Genomic DNA, 20,781 nt, shown 5'->3' on the forward strand with positions numbered 1-20,781 from the left:
CGCCCTTTCCTTTCCGTCTTTTCCGTTCATTGAATCGAGGACACCCCATGCGCATTCACCATCCCGTTTCCCGCCTCGCCGTGGCCGCGGCCACGATTGCCCTGCTGGCCGCCGCCGGCTGCTCGAAGCAGCAGGATGCAAACGCAGCGACTCCGGTGGCCGCGTCGGCCGCCGCATCGCCTGCCGCGGCCCGCGCATCGAAGCTCGGCGACTTGTCGCAGTTCCGCACGATCGCCGTCGACGTGAACACGCTCGTCGCCAAGGGCGACCTGCCCGGCGCGAAAACGCGCATCAAGGATCTCGAGATCGCGTGGGACTCGGCCGAGGCCGGCCTCAAGCCGCGCGCGGCCGCCGACTGGCACACGGTCGACCAGGAGATCGACCGCGCGCTTTCCGCCCTGCGAGCCGACCATCCGACCCAGGCCGATTCGGCCGCCGCGATGAAGAGCCTGCTCGCGGTCGTCGACCGGTTCAGCGGCAAATAAGGATCGCAGCGTGCGTGCCGCGTGACGCCCGTGCGGGAATCGCATACGCTGGCGGCGTTTGCACAGCACGGAGAACACGCATGCGAATACTGCTCGTCGAAGACGACCCGATGATCGGCGAGGCCGTCCATGCCGCGCTGAAGGACGCGTCGTACGCCACCGACTGGGTCACCGACGGCGTGCGCGCGTTGACCGCGTTCGCCGCTCAGCCCTACGACCTGGTCCTGCTCGATCTCGGCCTGCCCTGCCGCGACGGGCTCGACGTGCTGGCCGCCATCCGCGCGAAGGACGCCAGCGCGCCGCTGCTGATCGTCACCGCCCGCGACGGGCTCGACGATCGCCTGGCCGGCCTCGACGGCGGCGCCGACGACTACATCGTGAAGCCGTTCGAGATGGCCGAGCTGCTCGCGCGGATTCGCGTCGCGATCCGGCGCCGGGCCGGTTCGGCCGCGCCGCTGCTGAGCAACGGAATCGTGTCGCTCGATCCAGCCTCGCGCGAGGCCGCCGTCGACGGGCAAGCGCCGGTGCCGCTGTCGAATCGCGAATTCTCGCTGCTGCGCGCGTTGCTGGTGCGCCCGGGCGCGATCCTGTCGCGGCGCGAGCTCGAGGATCGCCTGTACGGCTGGGGCGAGGAAGTCGAAAGCAATGCGGTCGAATTCCTGATCCATTCGCTGCGCCGCAAGCTCGGCAGCACCGTGATCAAGAACGTCAGGGGTGCGGGATGGATGGTTTCAAGAAGCGCCTGAGCGAGTCGATCGGCTTGCGCCTGTCGGTCGCGCTGTCGGCCGCGATCCTGGCCGTCGCGACCGCCGCGGCCGCGTTCGCGTTTTCATCGGCATTCGATGAAGCGCACGAACTGCAGGACGACGTGCTGCGCGAGGTCGCGACACTGCTCGACCGCGAGCGCGCGCCGTCGCTCCATGCCGACGGTACCGGGCATGCACGCGAAAGCGACGAACTGTCGCGCGTGTTCGTGCAGCCGCTCGGCGGCACACCGCAACCGGGCAGCGACGGCGCACCGCGGCTCGCGCTGACACCGACGCTCGCCGACGGGCTGCATACGGTCGATGCCGGCGGCAGCACGTATCGCGTGATGGTCCGCACCTTCGCGAACGGCGAACGCATCGCGGTCGCGCAGGAAGCCGGCTTGCGCGACGACGTCGCACGCGAAAGCGCGTGGCGCACCGCGCTGCCGCTGCTGCTCCTCGTCCCGATCCTGCTGTTGCTCGTCGCCGATCTCGTGCGCAAGCTGTTTCGCCCGGTCGCCGTGCTGTCCGCCGGCATCGATGCGCGCGACGAGCACGACCTGCGCCCGGTGCCGGCCGAGCACGTGCCGGTCGAAGTGCGGCCGTTCGTCGTCGCGATCAACCGGATGCTCGGGCGCGTCGCGCAGTCGGTCGCCGCGCAGCGCCGCTTCGTCGCCGACGCCGCGCACGAACTGCGCTCGCCGCTCACGGCGATGTCGCTGCAGGCCGAGCGCCTCGCCGAGGCCGACCTGCCGGACGATGCGCGCGCACGGCTCGCCGCGCTGCGCGGCGGCCTCGACCGCAGCCGCCACCTGATCGGTCAACTGCTCGCGCTCGCGCGAGCGCAAAACGCGCCGGCCGCGCCGCCCGGCGACGTGTCGGTGCATGCGATCTATCGGCGCGTGCTGGAAGACCTGATGCCGCTCGCCGATGCGAAAACCATCGACATCGGCATCGAAGACGGCCCGGACACGCACGTGCCCGTCGACGAACTCGAACTCGTATCGCTCGTGATGAACCTGGTCGACAACGCGATCCGCTACACGCCGCCGGGCGGACGCGTGGACCTGTCGACGCAATGCACGGACACGCACGTATGCGTGACGATCGCCGACACCGGGCCGGGCATCGCGCCGCACGAACGCGAACGCGTGTTCGACCCGTTCTACCGCGTGCCCGGCAACGCGCAGATCGGCTCCGGGCTCGGCCTGTCGATCGTGAAGATCGTCGCGGACCGGATGGGTGCCGACATTGCGCTCGCGTATGCGGATGAAGCGCAATCGCGCGGGTTGCGCATCTCGGTACGGATTCCGCTCGCGCGGCCGCCCGGCGCGGCGCAGCCCGACCGCCGGGCCGATACCCCGGCGCAACACTCACGGCGCGGCGGTGGCCGCGCCTGAACGTCAGCCGCCGATCGTCCCGCGATCGATCTTGCGCGACAGGATGATCGACGTCGTCGTGCGCTCGACGCCTTCGAGCGTGCCGATCTGGTCGAGCAGGTCGTTGAGCCGTTCGGGAGAATCGGCGCGCAGCCATGCGACGTAGTCGTACTCGCCGCTCACCGCGCACAGCAGCTGCACCTCGGGCATCCGGTCGAGCCTGCGCAACACGTCCTTGCCGAACTTCGGCGTGAGGATGATGCCGACATACGCGTAAATGCTCGCGTCGAGCACGTCCTGCCCGAGCCGGACGCTGTAGCCGGCGATCACGTTGGTCCGTTCGAGCCGCGCGATGCGTGCGACGACCGTCGTGCGCGCGACGTCGAGCTGGCGCGCGAGATCCGCGACGCTGGCGCGCGCATCGGCCTGCAGCAGCGCGACGAGTTGCCGGTCGAGATCGTCGAGTTGGTCGAGACGGGGTGGACGCATGAGGCTGGGCCGGGGCACGACGCGCCGGCTGAGTGAAAGGTGACGCGATGATAGCGCCGAACGCCGGCCCGCCCAAACGGCATCGCCCGGAACCGATTCGAACCTTTCAATTTCGATTCGTATCGGATGTAAGCAAGTGTCGCATTCACTGCTGCGCCGCACTCGACGTGCTACTAATAGCAGGCGACGCGAGATGCGCGCTTGCGGCAATTGCCGCCGCGCCCGCTCGCCAGACACCACCCCGGAGAGCCAACCATGAAGAAAATCTCGCTCACCCTCGCTACGCTCGCCGTTGCAGCCAGCGCGTTCGCACAAACCCCGGCGCAGCCGCAGGCCCCCGCCACGACGGCCGCGGCGTCGGCCCCGAGCGCCGAGCAGCGCGAGGCGCGCCACGAAGCGCGTGTCGAGCAGCGCATCAAGTACCTGCACGACCAGCTGAAGATCACGTCGGCGCAGGAACCGCAGTGGAAGACGTTCGCGGACACGATGCGCGACAACGGCGACACGATGGGCCGCCTCTATCGCGAACGGATGGCGAAGCACGACGTCTCCGCACTCGACGACATGAAGCAGTACGCGGAACTGTCGCAGGCGAACGCCGACGGCGCGAAGAAGCTCGCCGACGCCTTCGCACCGCTCTACGAGAGTTTCCCGGCCGACCAGAAGGCACTGGCCGACACGACGTTCCGCAGCTGGCTGCACCACGGCGGCGAGCATCGTGGCAAGGGCAAGACGAAGGGCAAGGAAGGCAAGGCGGCAGCCGCGCCGGCCGCCAGCGCACCCGCGCAGCCCTGACGCCCGCCCTGCCGGCGCCGCCGGCACCGCCGGCACCGTATACGGTCCGTCCGGGCCGAACGGCACCGCTACAGGCGACCGGCGCGTCACACGGCGCGCCGGATTCGGGATAAGCTCCCGGCTTTTCCCGCACTTCCCCGCCATGCTCGAACTCAAGCACATCGACCTGCGTACCGATCCGCAGGCCCGTCGCGTCGTCAAGGACGAAACCGTCGCCGTTTCCTTCGCGGACGCCGACGGCGAACTGATGAGCCTCGAAGGCCCGAACCGCTATGTGGCGGGCGACGCGCTGATCACGGGCTCCACCGGCGACCGCTGGGTCGTGTCGCGCGCGCGCTTCGACGCCAAATACCTGCCCGCCGATCCGGCACTCGTACACGGTGCGCCGGGCGCCTACCGGAACCGGCCGGCCGTCGTGCTCGCCCGCCGGATGGACGAGCCGTTCACGATCGCCCGCTCGGAAAACGGCGACACGCTGCGCGGCGTCGCAGGCGACTGGGTGATGCAATACGCGCCCGGCGACTACGGTGTCGTGCAGGCGCAGCGCTTCGCGCAGGTCTACCGCGACGCGTGACGCGGCGCGCCGGCATCGCGCCGGCGCGAACGATCACGCAAAGTCTTCATCGAGCTCGAGTTCGGCGTCCCGCTCGACGGCCTCGCCGGCCGCGTGGCGCTCCTCGAGCGACCCGAGCATCGCTTCCGTATACGCATGCAGCACCGCATGGCTGCGCGCGCGCTGCATCGGCTTGAGCGCCAGATAGCGCGCGAATGCCGCCGGCACGATGCGGATATCGAGCGTCATCCGCTTCGGCGTCGCGCCGAAACGCATCGCGAGCCAGTGCACGGACAGGAACCGCCCGCGCGCGTCGCTGCTTTCGGCGAACCGCGTCTGCTCCGGAAAGAGATCGCAGATCACGCGTGCGAGCGCGTCGAATTCCGCGCTCTGGCATTCGATCAGATAGTCGTCCATCCCGTCTCTCCCGTCAGGCTGCCGATTGCGACGGCCGGCAGGTCTTCACCAGCACGACGACCAGAAGCGCGGCCAGCACGAAATACGCGGCCTCGACCCAGCCGGCCGGCAGCACGCGCACCTGATACAGCAGCGCCGGCGCGGCTGCCAGCGCATGCAGCACGATCGCGAGCGGCAACACGCCCGCGCGGCCGGCGCGCACGCCGCGCCAGACCAGCACCGACAGCGCAAGCTGCAGCACGAACGCCGCGCAGCGTTCGAGCAGCAACAGCAGGATCGACTGTGCCGACAGCGTCGCGAGCATCACGTGCAGCCGCACGACGGTATCGCCCGGCAGGTCGGCGAGCTGGGTCTCCAGCTGGCCGCGGCTCGCGAGCCACGCGAGATACGACCACTGGCCCCACACGAGTACGCCGACGAACCACGCTTCGGCGCCGCCGTGGCCGATCCCGTAGCCGATTCCGCGGCTGTCGCCGGCCGACGCGCCGTAGCGGCGGTTCAGGAAACGCATCCCGAGATAACGACCGGCTTCCTCGAACACGGCGGTCGCAAGCGCGCTGTACGCGACGAACGCGAGCGGCTGCGTGAGCCAGCCGTCGGGCGGCGTCCGGCTCAGCACGAGCCCGTGGAATGCGCGCTCGAGGATCATCGCGAACAGCGTGAAGACGGCCACGCCGACGATCGTGTCGCGGCGGTTCAGCGCAAGCGGCTTGCGCAGGATACGGAAGAGGACGAGCGGCAGGAGCGCGATGATCAGCGTGGCGGCGATCAGCACCGCCAGCGTGACGGGGGCGACAGTCATGTATTTCCTTGTTCGGGGCAGCGCACCTGACGCGCTGCGTGCCCCGAATGATACTCAGCTTGCGGTCGACGCGCGCACAACCAGCTCGCCGGGCAACAGCGAGACGCGTACGTCGCCCGCTGCGCCGTCGATCCGCTCGTGCACGAATTCGACGGCCTTGTAGCCGATTTCGTAGGTCGGCTGCCGGATCGTCGTGATACCGATCAGCTCGGCCCATTCCGGATCGTCGATCGACAGCAGCGCCGCCTTCTGTTGCCACGCGGCGCCGAAACGCGCGCGCAGGTGGCGCGCGATTGCAAGCGCGACCGGCGCGTTCGCGGCGAACAGCGCCGCGCGCACGCCGCGCCGTGCCGCGTCGTCGATGCGGGCATCGATGTCGGCGAGCGCCGTCGCGGTCGCATCGGGCTCGTTCAGGTCGAGCACGACCGTCGACGGCACCGTCAGCCCGCGCGCGCCGAGTGCCGCGCGGAATGCGGCCTCGCGCAGGCGCCGCGAGCTGACGCGCTCGAACGGCTGCACGACGAAATGGATCGCGTCGAAACCGTGTTCGACCAGGTGCGCGAGTGCCGTCTCGATCGCGTCGGCGTTGTCGAGGCCGATCAGGTCGGCCTCGAAGCCCTCGACGGTCCGGTCGACGAGCACCGCCGGGATGCCGGCCCCGCGCAGCGGGCGCAGCACGTCCTCATCGGCGCCGAGCGCGTTGACGATCAGCCCTTCGACGCGGTAGGTCGTGAGCAGCTGCAGGAAGCGGCGTTCCATCTCGACTTCGTTCGCCGCGTGACAGATCAGCGGCATGTAGCCGAGCGCCTGGCAGGCAGCCTCGACGCCTTGCAGCACTTCGACGGTATAGGGATTGGTCAGGTCGGCCGCGAGCATGCCGAGCAGCCGGTTGCGGCCGCGCTTGAGCCCGCGCGCCATCTGGTTCGGCCGGTAGTTGAGCCGCGCGATTGCCGCTTCGATCCGCTGGCGCAGATCGGTGGACAGCACGTGCGTCTCGCCGTTCAGGTAGCGCGACACGCTGGTTTTGCCGGTGCCGGCTTCGCGCGCGACATCGCTGATCGTCGCCGGACGCGTTGTGGTTGGTTGCGAATCGGTCACTGTCGTGCCTCGCGACGTTCGATCCGCGCCGCTTCGTGAGCAGACGGATCTTTGTTGTTGGAAACGTAAGCCACCCGGTGGAATCTCCTGTCGATCCGCGTTAGCGCTTCAGCGCTTACGCGGATCCCATGCTTCGCGGTCGATCCGCGTCCGCCCTTCACCGCTTACGCGGATCCCACGCTTCGCGGTCGATCCGCGTCCGCCCTTCACCGCTTACACGGATCCCATGCTTCGCGGTCGATCCGCGTCGGCGCGTCGGCACCCGCCCCGGTCACGTGCACAAGCAGCCGGCCGCACCGGACCCGGCGCGGATACCCGTCGCTGGACGCCGCCGGCAGCGCTGCCGTGCCGTCGATACGACGCGCGGGGATCATAACGCAGCCAGCCCTCCGGCACCAAGACCATCGACTCTAACGAAGGCGCCCGCCCGCCGGGCGGGCACCTGCTCGTGGTGGCCCGTTACCCGCCGCGGCTCAGGCGCGCGCGAGCGCATCCGGATTGACGAGATTCGTGCGCAGCGTGCCGGCCAGCGCGCCGACCAGGTTTTCCGCGGCGCAGCGCGCCATCGCGTGGCGCGTCTCGTGCGTCGCCGAGCCGATATGCGGCAGCGCGACGACATTCTTCATCTGCAGCAGCGGCGAATCCGCGGCCAGCGGTTCCTTCTCGAACACGTCGAGCCCCGCGCCGCGGATCGTACCCGCGCGCAGCGCATCGATCAGCGCGGCTTCGTCGACCACCGGCCCGCGCGATGCGTTGATCAGGATCGCGCCGCGCTTCATCTTCGCGAATTCGGCCGCGCCGATCAGGTGGTGCGTTTGGGGCGACAGCGGCACCTGCAGGCACACGAAATCCGCTTGCGCGAGCAGTTCGTCGAGCGTCACGCGCCGTGCGCCGTACTGCGTTTCAGCTTCCGCATGCGCGGAACGGTTCGCGTACAGCACCTGCATCCGGAAGCCGAGCGCCGCGCGGCGCGCGACCGCGCCACCGATCCGCCCGAGCCCGACGATGCCGAGCGTCTTGCCCTGCACGTCGGTGCCGTACAGGTCGGGGCCGATGCTGCGATGCCAGTGGCCTGCCTTCACCCACTCGGCCAGCTCGACCACGCGTCGCGCGGACGCGAGGATCAGCGAGAACACCGTATCGGCGGTCGATTCGGTCAGCACGTCCGGCGTATGCGCGAGCACGATCCCGCGCCGCGTGAGATCCGCGACGTCGAAGTTGTCGTAGCCGACCGATATCGTCGACCACGCCTTCAGCCGCGGTGCGCGGTCGAGCAGGTCCGGCGTGACCTTCAGGCTCGCGCCGATCGCGCCGTCCGCGTCGCCGAGCGCATCGGCGAGGGCTGCGGCACCGTCGGCCTGCACGACGTCCGCATGCTCGCGCAGGTACGCGAGGACGTCATCGGGCAGCGGCTTGTACGCGACGATACGGGGCTTCATCTGGTTCATTTTCCTTGCAGCGGCGCCGCGAGCGGATGCGTATCGGGCGCCTGGGGTTTGACGGACAGCGTGAGGATCACCGCGGCGACGAGCGCGGCGCTCATGAACGCGTACGACGCGACGGGCGAGCCGGTCGCGCCGTTCAGGTAGCCGACGAAGTACGAGCCGACGAACGAGCCGAGCGCGCCCATGCTGTTGATCAGCGCCATCGCGCCGCCGGCGACGTTCTTCGGCAGCAGTTCCGGCACGATCGCGAAGAACGGGCCGTACGGCGCGTACATGGCGGCGCCCGCCACGACCAGCAGCGCATACGAGATCCAGAAATGCGACGAGCCGAGTGCGTACGATGCGGCGAACGCGGCCGCGCCGATCAGCAGGAATGGCCATACGAAGCCACGGCGGGAACCGACCTTGTCGGACGCCCACGACGCGGCGAGCATCGCGATCGTCGCGGCGAGATACGGCAGCGCGGACAGCCAGCCGGTCGCGACCATCCCGAGGTCGGAGCCGTTCTTGACGATCGACGGCAGCCACAGCACGAAGCCGTACACGCCGATGCTCCAGCAGAAGTACTGTGCGCACAGCTTGATCACGGCCGGCGAGCGGAATGCCTCGCCATAGTTGCGCACGGGCTTGATCGCCGCCTGCTCGGCCGCGAGCGCGGCGTCGAGGTCGCGTTTTTCCTGTGCGTTGAGCCACGGCGAATCGGCCGGCTTGTCCTGCACGAGGAACCACCAGCACACGGCCCAGAGGACGGCCGGCACGCCTTCGGCGATGAACATGTGGCGCCAGCCGAATTCGTGCACGAGATAACCCGAGACGATCGACATCCACAGCACGGTAACCGGGTTGCCGAGGATCAGGAACGTGTTCGCGCGTGAGCGTTCGTTCTTCGTGAACCAGTTGCTGATGTAGATCAGCATCGCCGGCATCACGGCCGCCTCGACGACGCCGAGCACGAAGCGGATCGCCATCAGCGACGGGATGTTGCTGACGACGCCCGTGAGCGCCGCGCAGGCGCCCCACAGGATGAGGCTGACGAACACGAGCTTCTTCACGCTGCGGCGTTCCGCATAGATTGCGCCGGGGATCTGGAAGAAGAAGTAGCCGAGGAAGAACAGCGCGCCGATCAGCGACGACAGGCCTTTGCTGATCCCGAGGTCCTGGTTGATGCCGGCTGCGGCGGCGAACCCATAGTTCGCGCGATCGAGGTAGGCGAGGCTGTAGGTGATGAAGACGATCGGCATGATCGTCCACCAGCGGCGGGCAGCGAGTGTATTGGCCATCAGAATGTCTCCTGTGTCGATCGGAGTTAGCGCTTTAGCGCTTACTCCGATCCCATGCTTCGCGGTCGACCAGAGTTGGCGCTTTAGCACTTACTCTGGTCCCATGCTTCGCGGTCGATCAGAGTTCGCGCTTCAGCCCTTACTCCGATCCCATGCTTCGCGGTCGACCAGAGTTAGTGCTTTAACGCTTACTCCGATCCCATACATGCACGACTAAATGAGTCCGCGGATTGTGCCGTGTCCGGCCTCTCATTGCGCGGTGAAGGTTTCCTCTAAGCGATCGGCGTGATTGGTGACGTTTTCGAATCGATCGAGCGCGGCACGGGTCGGCAGCCCTTCCGAGTCGCCGATCACCTGGATCGCGAGCGCACCGATGCGGTTGCCGCGCGCCACTGCCTGTTCGATCGTCTTCCCTTCCAGCAGCGCGCTGACCACGCCGACCGCGAAGCCGTCACCGGCGCCGACCGTGTCGACGACGTTCCGCACACGCTCGCCCGCCACCGTTCCGTCACGGCCGTCAGCCGTCCGGTAATACGCACCTTCGGCACCGAGCTTGATCACCACACCACGCGCGCCTTGCGCGAGATAGAAGCCCGCGATATCGGCCGGCGTGTCGTGCCCGGTCAGTTGCCGCCCCTCGGCGATGCCCGGCAGCACCCAGTCGGCGAGCGACGCGAGTGCATTCAGCGTCTTCGCCATCACGTCGACAGACGGCCACAGCGTCGGGCGCAGGTTCGGGTCGAACGAGATCGTCTTGCCGGCCGCGCGCATTTCGCGCGCCAGCTTGAACGTGAGCTCGCACGACGTCGCGGAGATCGCCGGCGCGACGCCCGTCAGGTGCAGGTGGCGCGCGCCGAGCACGTAGTCGGCCACGTAGTCGTCGCACGACAGGTGGCTCGCGGCCGAGCCCTTGCGGAAATACTCGACGGTCGGGTCGCTGCCGTCGTCGTTGCGCGACTTGAGCTGAAAGCCGGTCGGGTAGCGCGGATCGACGGTCACGCACGATGCGTCGATGCCCTCGCGCGCCAGCGTGTCGAGCACGTAGCCGCCGAACGAATCGCGGCCGACGCGGCTCATCCAGCCGACCCGGAAGCCGAGCCGCGACAGGCCGATCGCGACGTTCAGGTCGGCGCCCGCGATCCGCTTCGCGAATTGCGCCGCATGCGCGAGATGACCGGGCTCGGTCGCGACGAACATCGCCATCGCTTCGCCGTAGGTCACGACATCGAGTGGTGCTTTCATGAATGAACTCTCCAGGATCCTTCCGCCGTCACGCGGTTGCGAGCCACGCGACACGCCGGCACGCATCGCCCGCCAGGTCGGTCGCGTCGAACGGAAACTCGATGCCGCGCGGCGCCTGCTGCGGCAGCACCGCGAGCACGCCGGTCACGAGCGGGTCGTTCGGCGCCGGCGCGGCGGCGAAACGGCGCGCGCCCTCGCCCTCGACGGCCTTGCAGTGAATGTATTCCACATGGGATGCGAGCACTTGCGCGCAATCAAGCGGCGCCTCGCCGGGCCACTGCCAGTTGCCGATGTCGAACGTCATCCCGAGCGCATCGGGCATGCCCGCGGCGGCCAATGCATCGAACAGCCCGCGGAACTGCGCGAGCGCGCCGCCGACCGGAAGCTGGCCGTTCTCGACCACCACGCGAGCCTTCGCGTCGCGCGACAGCGCGACGATGTCGGCCGCGTGCGCGTCGCCGGCGAAGCCGCCGAGCTGGAATTTCACGAAGCGCGCGCCGAGCGCGTCGGCTTCCGCGAGCGCGCCGCGCAATGCGTCCGCATCGAGCGCGCCCGTTTCCGTGTACAGGTTGGCCGGCGTCGAATAGACCGACCACAGCCCGTGGCCGGCCAGTAGCGCACCCAGCGCGGCGAGCGCGCCGGGTGCGGCGTCCGCTTCCGACGCGAACAGTTCGCGCCGCACCTCGAAACCGGTCGCACCCGATGCCGCCGCGGTCGCGACGAATGCGCCGTGGCCCTCCTGACGCACGCGGTCCATCCCGAATGCGCTCGCCACGATCACGATGTCTGTCATTTAGCCCTCTTTTCCCCGGAATGGAACCGGTTCCATCTACTTGAGACGGATGGTGCGCTTCGCCTCGAACCCACGCCATAGAGGAAATCCCTAAGTTGGGGCATCGCGCGGACGCACGTTCCGACGGCACGCATCACGCATGCCCGGGCCGGCTTCGGCCGTTCAGGCGAGGTTCAGGCGATATCGTGCGCGAGGCTCATGTCGAGGAATTGTGCGGCGACCCGCGACGGCGCACCGCCGTGCGGCACGAGGATGGAGAAGTGACGCGTGAGCGGCGCGGGCGCGAGCGAGCGCAGGACGAGCGCGGCATCGTCGTGACGCAGCGACATCGCGGACACGAACCCGACGCCCATCCCGGCACGCACGGCTTCCTTCACGGCCTCGACACCCGCGATCTCGAATGCGACCCGCATCGGCGCCGCGCCTTGCGCGAACGCGCGCTCGACGAGTTGCCGCACGGCGGAGCCCGCCTCGCGCAGGACGAGCGGATGGGCCGCCAGCGCGTCGAGCGTGACGCCCGGCGCGTATTCGGGCGCGGCCAGCGGATGCCCGGTCGGCACGATCGCGACGATCTCGTCCTCGCGCCACGCGTGCACCGCGGTGCCCGGCGGCAGCGCCTCGCCGGGCGGCCCTTCGATCATCGCGATGTCGAGCGACGGCAGCGCCGCGACCACGTCGGCCGTATTGCCGCTCATCGTGTGGATCGCCACGCGCGGGGCGCGCGGCTGGAACGCCGCGATCAGGTAAGGCAGCAGGTAGCTCGCGGGTGTCGTGCTCGCGCCGATGCGCAGCGTGCCGGCTTCCAGGCCGCGCACCGCGTCGCGAAACGCGCGCGCCTGCGCGAACGTGTCGCGTTGCGCCTTCGCGTACTGCGCGAGCTGTTCGCCGACCGGCGTCAGGCGGATGCCGCGCCCTTCGCGCTGGTACAGCGGCTCGCCGAATTCGTCCTGCAGCAGCCGCAACTGGCCCGACACGGCCGGCTGCGACAGATGCAGCGCCACGGCGGCGTGGCTGATGTTCAGGTGTTCGGCGACGGCGGCGAACGTTATCAGTTGATCCGGGGTCATGGGGATAAATTATCGGATTTCCGGATAGTTTACGTCACAAATCACAATTTTTCATATCGATATAACGAAATTAGGATTACACCATCGCAACACGCTCCATCACGGTGCTTCCATGTCCACTGCCCCGACTCCCCATCTCAACCATGCCGCGCCGTCGATGCGCGGCCAGTTGAACGGCGTGCTGTTCGTCGCGCTGTTCGCCGCCGCCGTCACGAGCCTGTCCCAGCTTCCCGCGATCGCGGGGCTCGGCCTGTCGCCGCTGATCGTCGGCATCGTCGCCGGTGCGCTGTACGGCAACGCGCTGCGCGACGGCATGCCGGCGAGCTGGGCGGCCGGCGTCAATTTCTCCGCGCGCAAGCTGCTGCGCATCGCGGTCGCGTTCTTCGGGTTGCGCGTGAGCCTGCAGGAAATCGCGCAGGTCGGGCTGCCGGGCCTGACGGTGTCGGTCCTCGTCGTCGTCAGCACGCTCGCGATCGGCACCTGGGCGGGCATGAAGCTGATGAAGCTCGACCGCGATTCCGCGCTGCTGACCGCCGCCGGCAGCGCGATCTGCGGCGCGGCCGCCGTGCTCGCGTTCGAGTCGACGCTGCAGTCGAAGCCGCACCAGAGCGCGATGGCCGTGGGCAGCGTCGTGCTGTTCGGCACGCTGTCGATGTTCCTGTACCCGATCGCCTATCACGCCGGTCTGCTGAACCTCGACCCGGCCGGCCTGGGCCTGTTCTTCGGCGGCACGATCCACGAGGTCGCGCAGGTGGTCGGCGCGGCGAGCGACATCAGCCCGCAGGTCGCGCACATCGCGACGATCGTCAAGATGACGCGCGTGATGCTGCTGGTGCCGGTGCTGCTGGTGCTCGGCTGGTGGCTCGCCCGCTCGGCCCGCGCAACGGCCGGCGGCGCGCAAGGCAAGCGCAAGGTGGCGGTACCCTGGTTCGCGCTCGGGTTCCTCGGCTTCGTGATCGTCAATTCGCTGAACGTGCTGCCGACGGACGTCACGCACACGCTGAACGTGCTCGACACCTTCGCGCTGACGATGGCCATGACCGCGCTCGGCATCGAAACCCGCGTGGCGCAGATCCGCGCCGCCGGCCCGCGCGCGCTGATGACCGGCCTGATCCTGTACGTGTGGCTGATCGCCGGCGGCTACGGGATCACGTGGGCCGTGCAGCACTGGCTTGGCTGAGTTGCCCGCCCGTGACACGTCGCGCGCCGCGCCCGCCGGGATGGTCCCGCGGGCGCGGCGCAGTGCTATGCTTCGCGTCGTTTTCCTTCGCCCTCTTTCAGCCGTGCTCTCGTTCCTGCTGAAGCTGCGCACTCGCGCCCAAAAGCTGTTCCGCCTGTCGGACGCCCATACGATGCTGATCTGGTCGGCCATCGTCGGCGTCGGCGGCGCCTTTGCCACGATGGCGTTCCGCGAAGGCATCGACCTGATGCAGCACCTGATCTCCGGGCAAAGCGGCAGCTTCGTGCAGATGGCGAAACGCCTGCCGTGGTACGTGCGGTTCTGGATGCCGGCCGCGGGCGGCTTCCTCGCCGGCTGCGTGCTGCTGCTCGCGACGCGCGGCGACAGGAAGGCGGGCAATACCGACTACATGGAATCGGTCGCGCTCGGCAACGGCGTCGTGCCGGTACGGCAGAGCCTGTGGCGCAGCGTGTCGTCGCTGCTGACGATCGGCTCCGGCGGCTCGATCGGCCGCGAAGGCCCGATGGTGCAGCTCGCGGCGCTCGCCGCGTCGCTCGTCGGCCGCTTCGTGCATTTCGACCCGCCGCGCCTGCGCCTGCTGGTCGCCTGCGGGGCCGCCGCCGGCATCACGTCCGCCTACAACGCGCCGATCGCCGGCGCGTTCTTCGTGTCGGAAATCGTGCTCGGCACGATCGCGATGGAAAGCTTCGGGCCGATGGTCGTCGCATCGGTCGTCGCGAACATCGTGATGCGCGAATTCGCCGGCTACAAGCCGCCGTACGAGATGCCGGTGTTTCCGGCCGTCACCGGCCCCGAGGTGCTCCTGTTCGTCGTGCTCGGCGCGCTGTGCGGCGTGCTCGCGCCGCAGTTCCTGCACCTGCTCGACGCGTCGAAGAACCAGTTCAAGCGGCTGCCGGTGCCGCTGCCGGTGCGGCTCGCGCTCGGCGGCCTCGTCGTCGGCGTGATCTCGGTGTGGACGCCGGACGTATGGGGCAACGGCTACAGCGTCGTCAACCAGATCCTGCATTCGCCATGGACCTGGCAGGCGCTGGTCGCGGTGCTCGTGTTCAAGGTCATCGCAACCTCGGCCACGGTCGGCTCGGGTGCGATCGGCGGCGTGTTCACGCCGACGCTGTTCGTCGGCGCGGTGTTCGGTTCGCTGTTCGGGCTCGCGATGGAAGCGCTGTGGCCCGGCCATACGTCGGCGTACTTCGCGTACGCGATCGTCGGGATGGGTGCGTTCATGGCGGGCGCCACGCAGGCGCCGCTGATGGCGATCCTGATGATCTTCGAGATGACGCTGAGTTATCAGGTCGTGTTGCCGCTGCTGGTGTCGTGCGTATTCGCGTATTTCGTCGCGCGCGCGACCGGCACGACGTCGATGTACGAGATCACGCAGCACCATTACCAGGACGCGCAGGAGAAGCTGCGGCTGCGCACCACGCAGATGCGCGAGCTGATCCAGCCCGCGCAGACGGTCGTGCCGCTCACGGCGAGCGTCGCCGACATGACGCGCGTGTTTCTCGAATATCCGGTGAAGTACCTGTACGTCACCGATGATGCCGGGCGGTTTCGCGGCGCGGTCGCGCTGAAGGACATCACGTCGGACCTGCTCGACAAGCGCGACACGACCGACAAGACGGCCGCGCATTACGCGCACACGCCGTTTCCGCTCCTGACGCCCGACATGCCGCTCGCCACCGCGCTCGAACGCTTCATGGCGTTCCAGGGCGAACGCCTGCCGGTGATCGAAAGCGAAGCCGAGCCGACGCTCGCCGGGGTGGTCTACAAGACGTCGCTGCTCGACGCGTACCGGCGGATGACCGGCGAGCGCTGATTCGCACGACGCGATGAGGCACGGCGCATGCCGCATGCTTCATCGCACCCCGCCTTTGCCGCGCATCGCACGCGGCACGACGAATCCGCTGCCGCGTCAGTCGGGCGCGCGCCCGAGCACGACACGCGCGAAGAACCCCGCGAGCACCGACTCGGCCACGTCGGCCGGCACGTGCTGCGGATCGGCCGCGTAATACGACTGCACGCCGTCGCACAGGCACATCAGCCCGAACGCGAGCGTCTCCGCCGGCAACAGCAGTGGCGTGCCGGAGCGCTCGGAGAAGCGCCGGATGAACTCGGCCATCTGCACGCGCTTGGCGTGCAGGAACTGGTTGAAGCGCACGCGGAACTTCGCGTCACGCGCGGCCTGCAGCTTCGCCTCGCCCCACAGCAACGAGAATTCGTCGTCGGCGAACAGCGTGCGGTAATGCGCGAGCGTCATCGATTCCATCTGTTCGCGCGACCCGCCCTCGTCGAAGATCGCCTGGAAATCGGCCTGCACCAGCGCATGGTTGCGCTCCAGCAACTCCAGCAGGAGTTCCGACTTGCTGCGGAAATTCGAGTAGAACGCGCCGCGCGTATAGCCGGCCGCGGCCGCGATGTCCTCGACGCTCGCGGCCACAAAGCCTTTCTTCAGAAAAATGCGATGCGCGGCATTCAGCAGACGTTCGCGCGTCTGATCCCTGCTCTGCTCGCGGGTTAAGCGCTGTGGTTTCATGGCGCGCAGTCTAGCATCGATTCCCTTTCAAATTCATCTTTGCACTCAGATACAGGTGTGTATTAGAATTCGCCACAGTTTCTGAAAATGCTGTCCGCGCGCCTCTGTCGGCGCCGCTCGGGGCAAGCGCAGGCCGCGCTTGCCGCCTTCGTTCCGCTCTCGCTCTCACCTCACTTGGGGGTTTCGTGAATCGCTCCGGTTCCCGCGCCGTGCTGCTGGTCGGCACCGCGCTCGTCCTCGCCGCCTGTCATCCAAAAGAATCCGCGCCGCCCGCCCCGCGCCCCGTCGTCGCACTGCCCGCGCATGCCGACGACGCCGCGGTCGCCCGCACGCTCCCCGGCGAGATCCAGCCGCGTTATGCCACCCCGCTGTCGTTCCGCATCGCCGGCAAGATCATCGAGCGCAAGGTGCGTCTCGGCGATACGGTCAAGGTCGGCCAGGTCGTCGCGCTGCTCGATCCGTCCGACGTCGAGAAGAACGCCGCGAGCGCACAGGCGCAACTCGACGCCGCGACGCACAGCCTCGCGTTCGCGAAGCAGCAGCTCGACCGCGACCGCGCACAGGCGCGCGAAAACCTGATCGCGACCGCCCAGCTCGAACAGACCGAGAACAGCTACACGTCGGCGCTCGCGCAGCGCGACCAGGCGCAGCAGCAGCTCGCGCTCGCCCGGAACCAGCTTCGCTACGCGACGCTCGTCGCCGATCACGCGGGCTACATCACCGCCGAACAGGCCGACACCGGCCAGAACGTGTCGGCCGGCCAGCCCGTCTACCAGCTCGCGTGGTCCGGCGACGTCGACGTCGTCAGCGACGTGCCCGAAGCCGCGCTTGCATCGCTCACGCCCGGCCACGCGGCCAGCGTCACGCTGCCGTCGCTGCCTGGCCGCCAGTTCGCGGCGAAGGTGCGCGAAATCGCGCCGGCCGCCGATCCGCAAAGCCGCACGTATCGCGTGAAGCTCACGCTCGCCGCGCCCGATCCGGCGATCCGGCTCGGGATGACGGCCAGCGTCGCGTTCGACGGCGCACCGGCCGCCGGCGACACGCCGTCGATCACGCTGCCCGCGACCGCGCTGTTCCATGACGGCGCGCAGCCGGCCGTGTGGGTCGTGCGCACGAAGGACGACACGCTCGAGCTGCGCCGCGTCGACGTCGCGCGCTTCAACGAGCGCACGGTGACGGTGTCGCACGGGCTGCAGCCCGGCGAGCGCGTCGTGTTGCAGGGCGTGCACACGGTCAGCGCGGGTGAGAAGGTACGCGCGATCGCGCCGCTGCATCCGGAGGACTTCGCATCGTGAGCACTCCGCACGAAGAAGGCCGGTTCAACCTGTCTGCATGGGCGCTGCGCCACCAGGCGCTCGTCGTCTACCTGATCGCGCTCGCGACGCTCGCGGGCATCCTCGCGTACACGCGGCTCGCGCAGTCCGAAGACCCGCCGTTCACGTTCCGCGTGATGGTGATCCGCACGTTCTGGCCCGGCGCGACTGCGCGGCAGGTGCAGGAACAGGTGACCGACCGGATCGGCCGCAAGCTGCAGGAAACGCCGGCCATCGACTTCCTGCGCAGCTATTCGCGCCCCGGCGAATCGCTGATCTTTTTCACGATGAAGGATTCGGCGCCCGTAAAGGACGTGCCCGAGACCTGGTACCAGATCCGCAAGAAGGTCGGCGACATCGGCTATACGCTGCCGCCCGGCGTGCAGGGCCCGTTCTTCAACGACGAATTCGGCGACGTCTACACCAACATCTGGACGCTCGAGGGCGACGGCTTCACGCCCGCGCAACTGCACGACTACGCCGATCAGTTGCGCACCGTGCTGCTGCGCGTGCCGGGCGTGGGCAAGGTCGACTATTTCGGCGACCCCGACCAGCGGATCTTCATCGAGGTGAACAACGCGCAGCTCACGCGCCTCGGCATCTCGCCGCAGCAGCTCGGCCAGGCAATCAACGCGCAGAACGACATCTCGTCGGCCGGCGTACTGACGACCGCCGACGATCGCGTGTTCGTGCGGCCGAGCGGCCAGTTCGACAACGTCAATGCGATCGCCGATACGCTGATCCGCATCAACGGCCGCACGTTCCGGCTCGGCGATCTCGCGACCGTGAAGCGCGGCTACGACGACCCGGTCGTCACGCAGATGCGTGCGGCCGGTCCAGGTTCGGCCGGCAAGGCCGTGCTCGGCATCGGCGTGACGATGCAGCCGGGCGGCGACGTGATCCGGCTCGGCAAGGCGCTCGACGCCGAATCGAAGGACCTGCAGGCGCAACTGCCGGCCGGCCTCAAGCTGGTCGAGGTGTCGAGCATGCCGCACGCGGTCGCGCATTCGGTGGACGACTTCCTCGAAGCCGTCGCCGAAGCGGTCGCGATCGTGCTGGTCGTGAGCCTCGTGTCGCTCGGCCTGCGCACCGGGATGGTGGTCGTGATCTCGATTCCGGTCGTGCTCGCGGTCACCGCCCTCTTCATGTACCTGTTCGACATCGGGCTGCACAAGGTGTCGCTCGGCACGCTCGTGCTCGCGCTCGGGCTGCTCGTCGACGACGCGATCATCGCGGTCGAGATGATGGCCGTGAAGCTCGAACAGGGCTACACCCGCGCACGCGCCGCCGCGTTCGCCTATACGAGCACCGCGTTCCCGATGCTGACCGGCACGCTCGTCACCGTGTCGGGCTTCCTGCCGATCGCGCTCGCGAAATCGAGCACCGGCGAATACACGCGCTCGATCTTCGAGGTGTCGGCCATCGCGCTGATCGCGTCGTGGTTCGCGGCCGTCGTGCTGATTCCGCTGCTCGGCTACCACATGCTGCCCGAGCGCAAGCGGCAGGCGCACGAGGCGCACCTGCCCGACGATCACGAGCACGACATCTACGACACGCGCTTCTACCGCCGCCTGCGCGGCTGGATCGACTGGTGCATCGAGCGGCGCTTCGTCGTGCTGCTGATCACGGGCGCCCTGTTCGTCGTGGCAATGATGGGCTTTTCGCTCGTGCCGCAGCAGTTCTTCCCGAGTTCCGATCGCCCCGAGCTGCTCGTCGACCTGCGGCTGCCCGAAGGCGCGTCGTTCGCGGCGACGCTGCGCGAGACCGAGCGCCTCGAGAAAGTGATCGACAAGCGCCCCGAGATCGATCATTCGGTGAGCTTCGTCGGCAGCGGCGCACCGCGCTTCTACCTGCCGCTCGACCAGCAGCTTCAGTTGCCGAACTTCGCGCAGTTCGTGATCACCGCGAAATCGGTGAAGGATCGCGAGAAGCTCGCCACCTGGCTCGAAACCACGCTGCGCGAGCAGTTCCCGGCCGTGCGCTGGCGGCTGTCGCGGCTCGAGAACGGCCCGCCGGTCGGCTACCCGGTGCAGTTCCGCGTGAGCGGCGACAGCATCGCGACGGTCCGCTCGATCGCCGAGAAGGTCGCGGCGACGATGCGCGGCGACGCGCGCACGGTCAACGTGCAGTTCGACTGGGACGAGCCGGCCGAGCGCTCGGTGCGCTTCGAGATCGACCAGAAGAAGGCGCGCGAACTGAACGTCACGTCGCAGGACGTCTCGAGCTTCCTCGCGATGACGCTGTCCGGCACGACCGTCACGCAGTACCGCGAACGCGACAAGCTGATCGCGGTCGACCTGCGCGCGCCGAAGGCCGATCGCGTCGACCCCGCGAAGCTCGCCGGCCTCGCGCTGCCGACCCCGAACGGCCCGGTGCCGCTCGGCTCGCTCGGCCGCTTCAAGCCGACGCTCGAATACGGCGTCGTGTGGGAGCGCGACCGCCAGCCGACCATCACCGTGCAGTCGGACGTACGCGCCGGCGCGCAGGGCATCGACGTCACGCATGCGGTCGACGCGAAGCTGAACGCATTGCGCGCGCAGTTGCCGGTCGGCTACCAGATCAACATCGGTGGCTCGGTCGAGGAAAGCGCGAAGGCGCAGAAATCGATCAATGCGCAGATGCCGCTGATGGCGATCGCCGTGTTCACGCTGCTGATGATCCAGCTGCAGAGCTTCTCGCGCGTGCTGATGGTCGTGCTGACCGCGCCGCTCGGGCTGATCGGCGTGGTCGCCACGCTGCTGATGTTCGGCCAGCCGTTCGGCTTCGTCGCGATGCTCGGCGTGATCGCGATGTTCGGGATCATCATGCGCAACTCGGTGATCCTCGTCGACCAGATCGAACAGGACATCGCCGCCGGCCACGGCCGCGTCGACGCGATCATCGGCGCGACCGTGCGGCGGTTCCGCCCGATCACGCTGACGGCCGCGGCCGCCGTGCTCGCGCTGATCCCGCTGTTGCGCTCGAACTTCTTCGGGCCGATGGCGACCGCGCTGATGGGCGGCATCACGAGCGCGACCGTGCTGACGCTGTTCTACCTGCCCGCGCTGTATGCGACGTGGTTCCGCGTGAAGCGCGACGAACGCGACCCGCAGAACGGCCCGCCGCCCGGCGGCAGCACGCCGGCCGCACCGTCGGGAGCCTGA

At 68.6% G+C, this 20,781-nt stretch carries 19 protein-coding genes; 9 read left to right on the forward strand and 10 right to left on the reverse strand.

Annotated features, from left to right (window positions below):
* Nucleotides 1-47: 47 nt before the first annotated feature.
* The 3 genes from VK92_RS03155 to VK92_RS03165 all read left to right on the forward strand — a co-directional run bounded on the left by VK92_RS03155 (nucleotide 48) and on the right by VK92_RS03165 (nucleotide 2,631).
* Complete coding sequence (locus VK92_RS03155; RefSeq protein ID WP_048022789.1) at nucleotides 48-485, forward strand: hypothetical protein; 438 nt, start codon at nucleotides 48-50, stop codon at nucleotides 483-485.
* Between the two features lie 80 nt (nucleotides 486-565).
* Nucleotides 566-1,231, forward strand: a complete 666-nt coding sequence (locus VK92_RS03160) for a response regulator transcription factor (RefSeq protein ID WP_048022790.1) — start codon at nucleotides 566-568, stop codon at nucleotides 1,229-1,231.
* Nucleotides 1,207-2,631, forward strand: coding sequence for a sensor histidine kinase (locus tag VK92_RS03165; RefSeq protein ID WP_048022791.1), 1,425 nt, complete (start codon nucleotides 1,207-1,209; stop codon nucleotides 2,629-2,631). The genes VK92_RS03160 and VK92_RS03165 overlap by 25 nt, the downstream gene beginning before the upstream one ends.
* Nucleotides 2,632-2,634: 3 nt before the next feature.
* Here the strand turns inward: VK92_RS03165 and VK92_RS03170 are convergent, their stop codons facing one another.
* Entirely contained in the window at nucleotides 2,635-3,099 is a 465-nt protein-coding gene (locus VK92_RS03170) for an Lrp/AsnC family transcriptional regulator (protein ID WP_006755043.1), read from the reverse strand.
* 255 nt (nucleotides 3,100-3,354) lie between these two features.
* On the opposite strand from VK92_RS03170, the gene VK92_RS03175 reads away from it, so the two are divergent.
* Nucleotides 3,355-3,894 (forward strand): Spy/CpxP family protein refolding chaperone, encoded by a 540-nt coding sequence (locus VK92_RS03175; protein WP_048022792.1) that lies wholly within the window; start codon nucleotides 3,355-3,357, stop codon nucleotides 3,892-3,894.
* A gap of 142 nt (nucleotides 3,895-4,036) precedes the next feature.
* Complete coding sequence (locus VK92_RS03180) at nucleotides 4,037-4,468, forward strand: PGDYG domain-containing protein (protein WP_048022793.1); 432 nt, start codon at nucleotides 4,037-4,039, stop codon at nucleotides 4,466-4,468.
* A 33-nt stretch (nucleotides 4,469-4,501) separates the two neighbouring features.
* Here VK92_RS03180 and VK92_RS03185 read toward each other — a convergent pair whose 3' ends face one another.
* From VK92_RS03185 to VK92_RS03220, 8 genes are all read right to left on the reverse strand, one after another.
* The gene (locus tag VK92_RS03185; protein WP_048022794.1) at nucleotides 4,502-4,864 is read right to left on the reverse strand and encodes a DUF3022 domain-containing protein; all 363 of its coding nucleotides are present in this window, start codon (nucleotides 4,862-4,864) and stop codon (nucleotides 4,502-4,504) included.
* Nucleotides 4,865-4,877: 13 nt separating this feature from the next.
* Nucleotides 4,878-5,666: a YhfC family intramembrane metalloprotease gene (locus tag VK92_RS03190; protein WP_021160919.1), complete on the reverse strand. Its 789-nt coding sequence runs from the start codon at nucleotides 5,664-5,666 to the stop codon at nucleotides 4,878-4,880.
* Between the two features lie 54 nt (nucleotides 5,667-5,720).
* Nucleotides 5,721-6,764 (reverse strand): LacI family DNA-binding transcriptional regulator, encoded by a 1,044-nt coding sequence (locus tag VK92_RS03195; protein ID WP_021160918.1) that lies wholly within the window; start codon nucleotides 6,762-6,764, stop codon nucleotides 5,721-5,723.
* A gap of 473 nt (nucleotides 6,765-7,237) precedes the next feature.
* Nucleotides 7,238-8,203, reverse strand: coding sequence for an NAD(P)-dependent oxidoreductase (locus tag VK92_RS03200; protein ID WP_048022910.1), 966 nt, complete (start codon nucleotides 8,201-8,203; stop codon nucleotides 7,238-7,240).
* Between the two features lie 5 nt (nucleotides 8,204-8,208).
* Nucleotides 8,209-9,489, reverse strand: coding sequence for an MFS transporter (locus VK92_RS03205; protein WP_021160915.1), 1,281 nt, complete (start codon nucleotides 9,487-9,489; stop codon nucleotides 8,209-8,211).
* Between the two features lie 249 nt (nucleotides 9,490-9,738).
* Nucleotides 9,739-10,731: a sugar kinase gene (locus VK92_RS03210; protein ID WP_048022795.1), complete on the reverse strand. Its 993-nt coding sequence runs from the start codon at nucleotides 10,729-10,731 to the stop codon at nucleotides 9,739-9,741.
* A gap of 28 nt (nucleotides 10,732-10,759) precedes the next feature.
* The gene (locus VK92_RS03215) at nucleotides 10,760-11,524 is read right to left on the reverse strand and encodes a TIM barrel protein (protein WP_048022796.1); all 765 of its coding nucleotides are present in this window, start codon (nucleotides 11,522-11,524) and stop codon (nucleotides 10,760-10,762) included.
* Nucleotides 11,525-11,697: 173 nt separating this feature from the next.
* Nucleotides 11,698-12,591 (reverse strand): LysR family transcriptional regulator, encoded by an 894-nt coding sequence (locus tag VK92_RS03220; RefSeq protein WP_021160912.1) that lies wholly within the window; start codon nucleotides 12,589-12,591, stop codon nucleotides 11,698-11,700.
* Between the two features lie 112 nt (nucleotides 12,592-12,703).
* Here VK92_RS03220 and VK92_RS03225 point away from each other — a divergent pair, with 112 nt between their 5' ends.
* Both VK92_RS03225 and VK92_RS03230 read left to right on the forward strand, forming a co-directional pair.
* On the forward strand, nucleotides 12,704-13,771 hold the full coding sequence (locus tag VK92_RS03225) for a YeiH family protein (RefSeq protein WP_048022797.1): 1,068 nt from the start codon (nucleotides 12,704-12,706) through the stop codon (nucleotides 13,769-13,771).
* Nucleotides 13,772-13,874: 103 nt separating this feature from the next.
* Entirely contained in the window at nucleotides 13,875-15,608 is a 1,734-nt protein-coding gene (locus VK92_RS03230) for a ClcB-like voltage-gated chloride channel protein (RefSeq protein ID WP_197092540.1), read from the forward strand.
* Nucleotides 15,609-15,704: 96 nt separating this feature from the next.
* Here VK92_RS03230 and VK92_RS03235 read toward each other — a convergent pair whose 3' ends face one another.
* Complete coding sequence (locus VK92_RS03235; protein WP_021160908.1) at nucleotides 15,705-16,325, reverse strand: TetR/AcrR family transcriptional regulator; 621 nt, start codon at nucleotides 16,323-16,325, stop codon at nucleotides 15,705-15,707.
* A gap of 185 nt (nucleotides 16,326-16,510) precedes the next feature.
* Between VK92_RS03235 and VK92_RS03240 the strand changes: the two genes are divergently transcribed.
* Both VK92_RS03240 and VK92_RS03245 read left to right on the forward strand, forming a co-directional pair.
* Nucleotides 16,511-17,620 (forward strand): efflux RND transporter periplasmic adaptor subunit, encoded by a 1,110-nt coding sequence (locus VK92_RS03240; protein ID WP_048022801.1) that lies wholly within the window; start codon nucleotides 16,511-16,513, stop codon nucleotides 17,618-17,620.
* Nucleotides 17,617-20,781, forward strand: a complete 3,165-nt coding sequence (locus VK92_RS03245; RefSeq protein WP_021160906.1) for an efflux RND transporter permease subunit — start codon at nucleotides 17,617-17,619, stop codon at nucleotides 20,779-20,781. The genes VK92_RS03240 and VK92_RS03245 overlap by 4 nt, the downstream gene beginning before the upstream one ends.

The sequence above is a fragment of the Burkholderia sp. LK4 genome (assembly GCF_001043615.1).
GTDB classification, from domain to species: domain Bacteria; phylum Pseudomonadota; class Gammaproteobacteria; order Burkholderiales; family Burkholderiaceae; genus Burkholderia; species Burkholderia cepacia.

Coding starts and splice junctions, on each gene's coding strand:
- VK92_RS03155 (WP_048022789.1), top strand. CDS start 48: ATGCGCATTCACCATCCCGTTTCCCGCCTCGCCGTGGCCGCGGCCACG.
- VK92_RS03160 (WP_048022790.1), top strand. CDS start 566: ATGCGAATACTGCTCGTCGAAGACGACCCGATGATCGGCGAGGCCGTC.
- VK92_RS03165 (WP_048022791.1), top strand. CDS start 1,207: ATGGATGGTTTCAAGAAGCGCCTGAGCGAGTCGATCGGCTTGCGCCTG.
- VK92_RS03170 (WP_006755043.1), bottom strand. CDS start 3,099: ATGCGTCCACCCCGTCTCGACCAACTCGACGATCTCGACCGGCAACTC.
- VK92_RS03175 (WP_048022792.1), top strand. CDS start 3,355: ATGAAGAAAATCTCGCTCACCCTCGCTACGCTCGCCGTTGCAGCCAGC.
- VK92_RS03180 (WP_048022793.1), top strand. CDS start 4,037: ATGCTCGAACTCAAGCACATCGACCTGCGTACCGATCCGCAGGCCCGT.
- VK92_RS03185 (WP_048022794.1), bottom strand. CDS start 4,864: ATGGACGACTATCTGATCGAATGCCAGAGCGCGGAATTCGACGCGCTC.
- VK92_RS03190 (WP_021160919.1), bottom strand. CDS start 5,666: ATGACTGTCGCCCCCGTCACGCTGGCGGTGCTGATCGCCGCCACGCTG.
- VK92_RS03200 (WP_048022910.1), bottom strand. CDS start 8,203: ATGAAGCCCCGTATCGTCGCGTACAAGCCGCTGCCCGATGACGTCCTC.
- VK92_RS03205 (WP_021160915.1), bottom strand. CDS start 9,489: ATGGCCAATACACTCGCTGCCCGCCGCTGGTGGACGATCATGCCGATC.
- VK92_RS03210 (WP_048022795.1), bottom strand. CDS start 10,731: ATGAAAGCACCACTCGATGTCGTGACCTACGGCGAAGCGATGGCGATG.
- VK92_RS03215 (WP_048022796.1), bottom strand. CDS start 11,524: ATGACAGACATCGTGATCGTGGCGAGCGCATTCGGGATGGACCGCGTG.
- VK92_RS03220 (WP_021160912.1), bottom strand. CDS start 12,591: ATGACCCCGGATCAACTGATAACGTTCGCCGCCGTCGCCGAACACCTG.
- VK92_RS03225 (WP_048022797.1), top strand. CDS start 12,704: ATGTCCACTGCCCCGACTCCCCATCTCAACCATGCCGCGCCGTCGATG.
- VK92_RS03235 (WP_021160908.1), bottom strand. CDS start 16,325: ATGAAACCACAGCGCTTAACCCGCGAGCAGAGCAGGGATCAGACGCGC.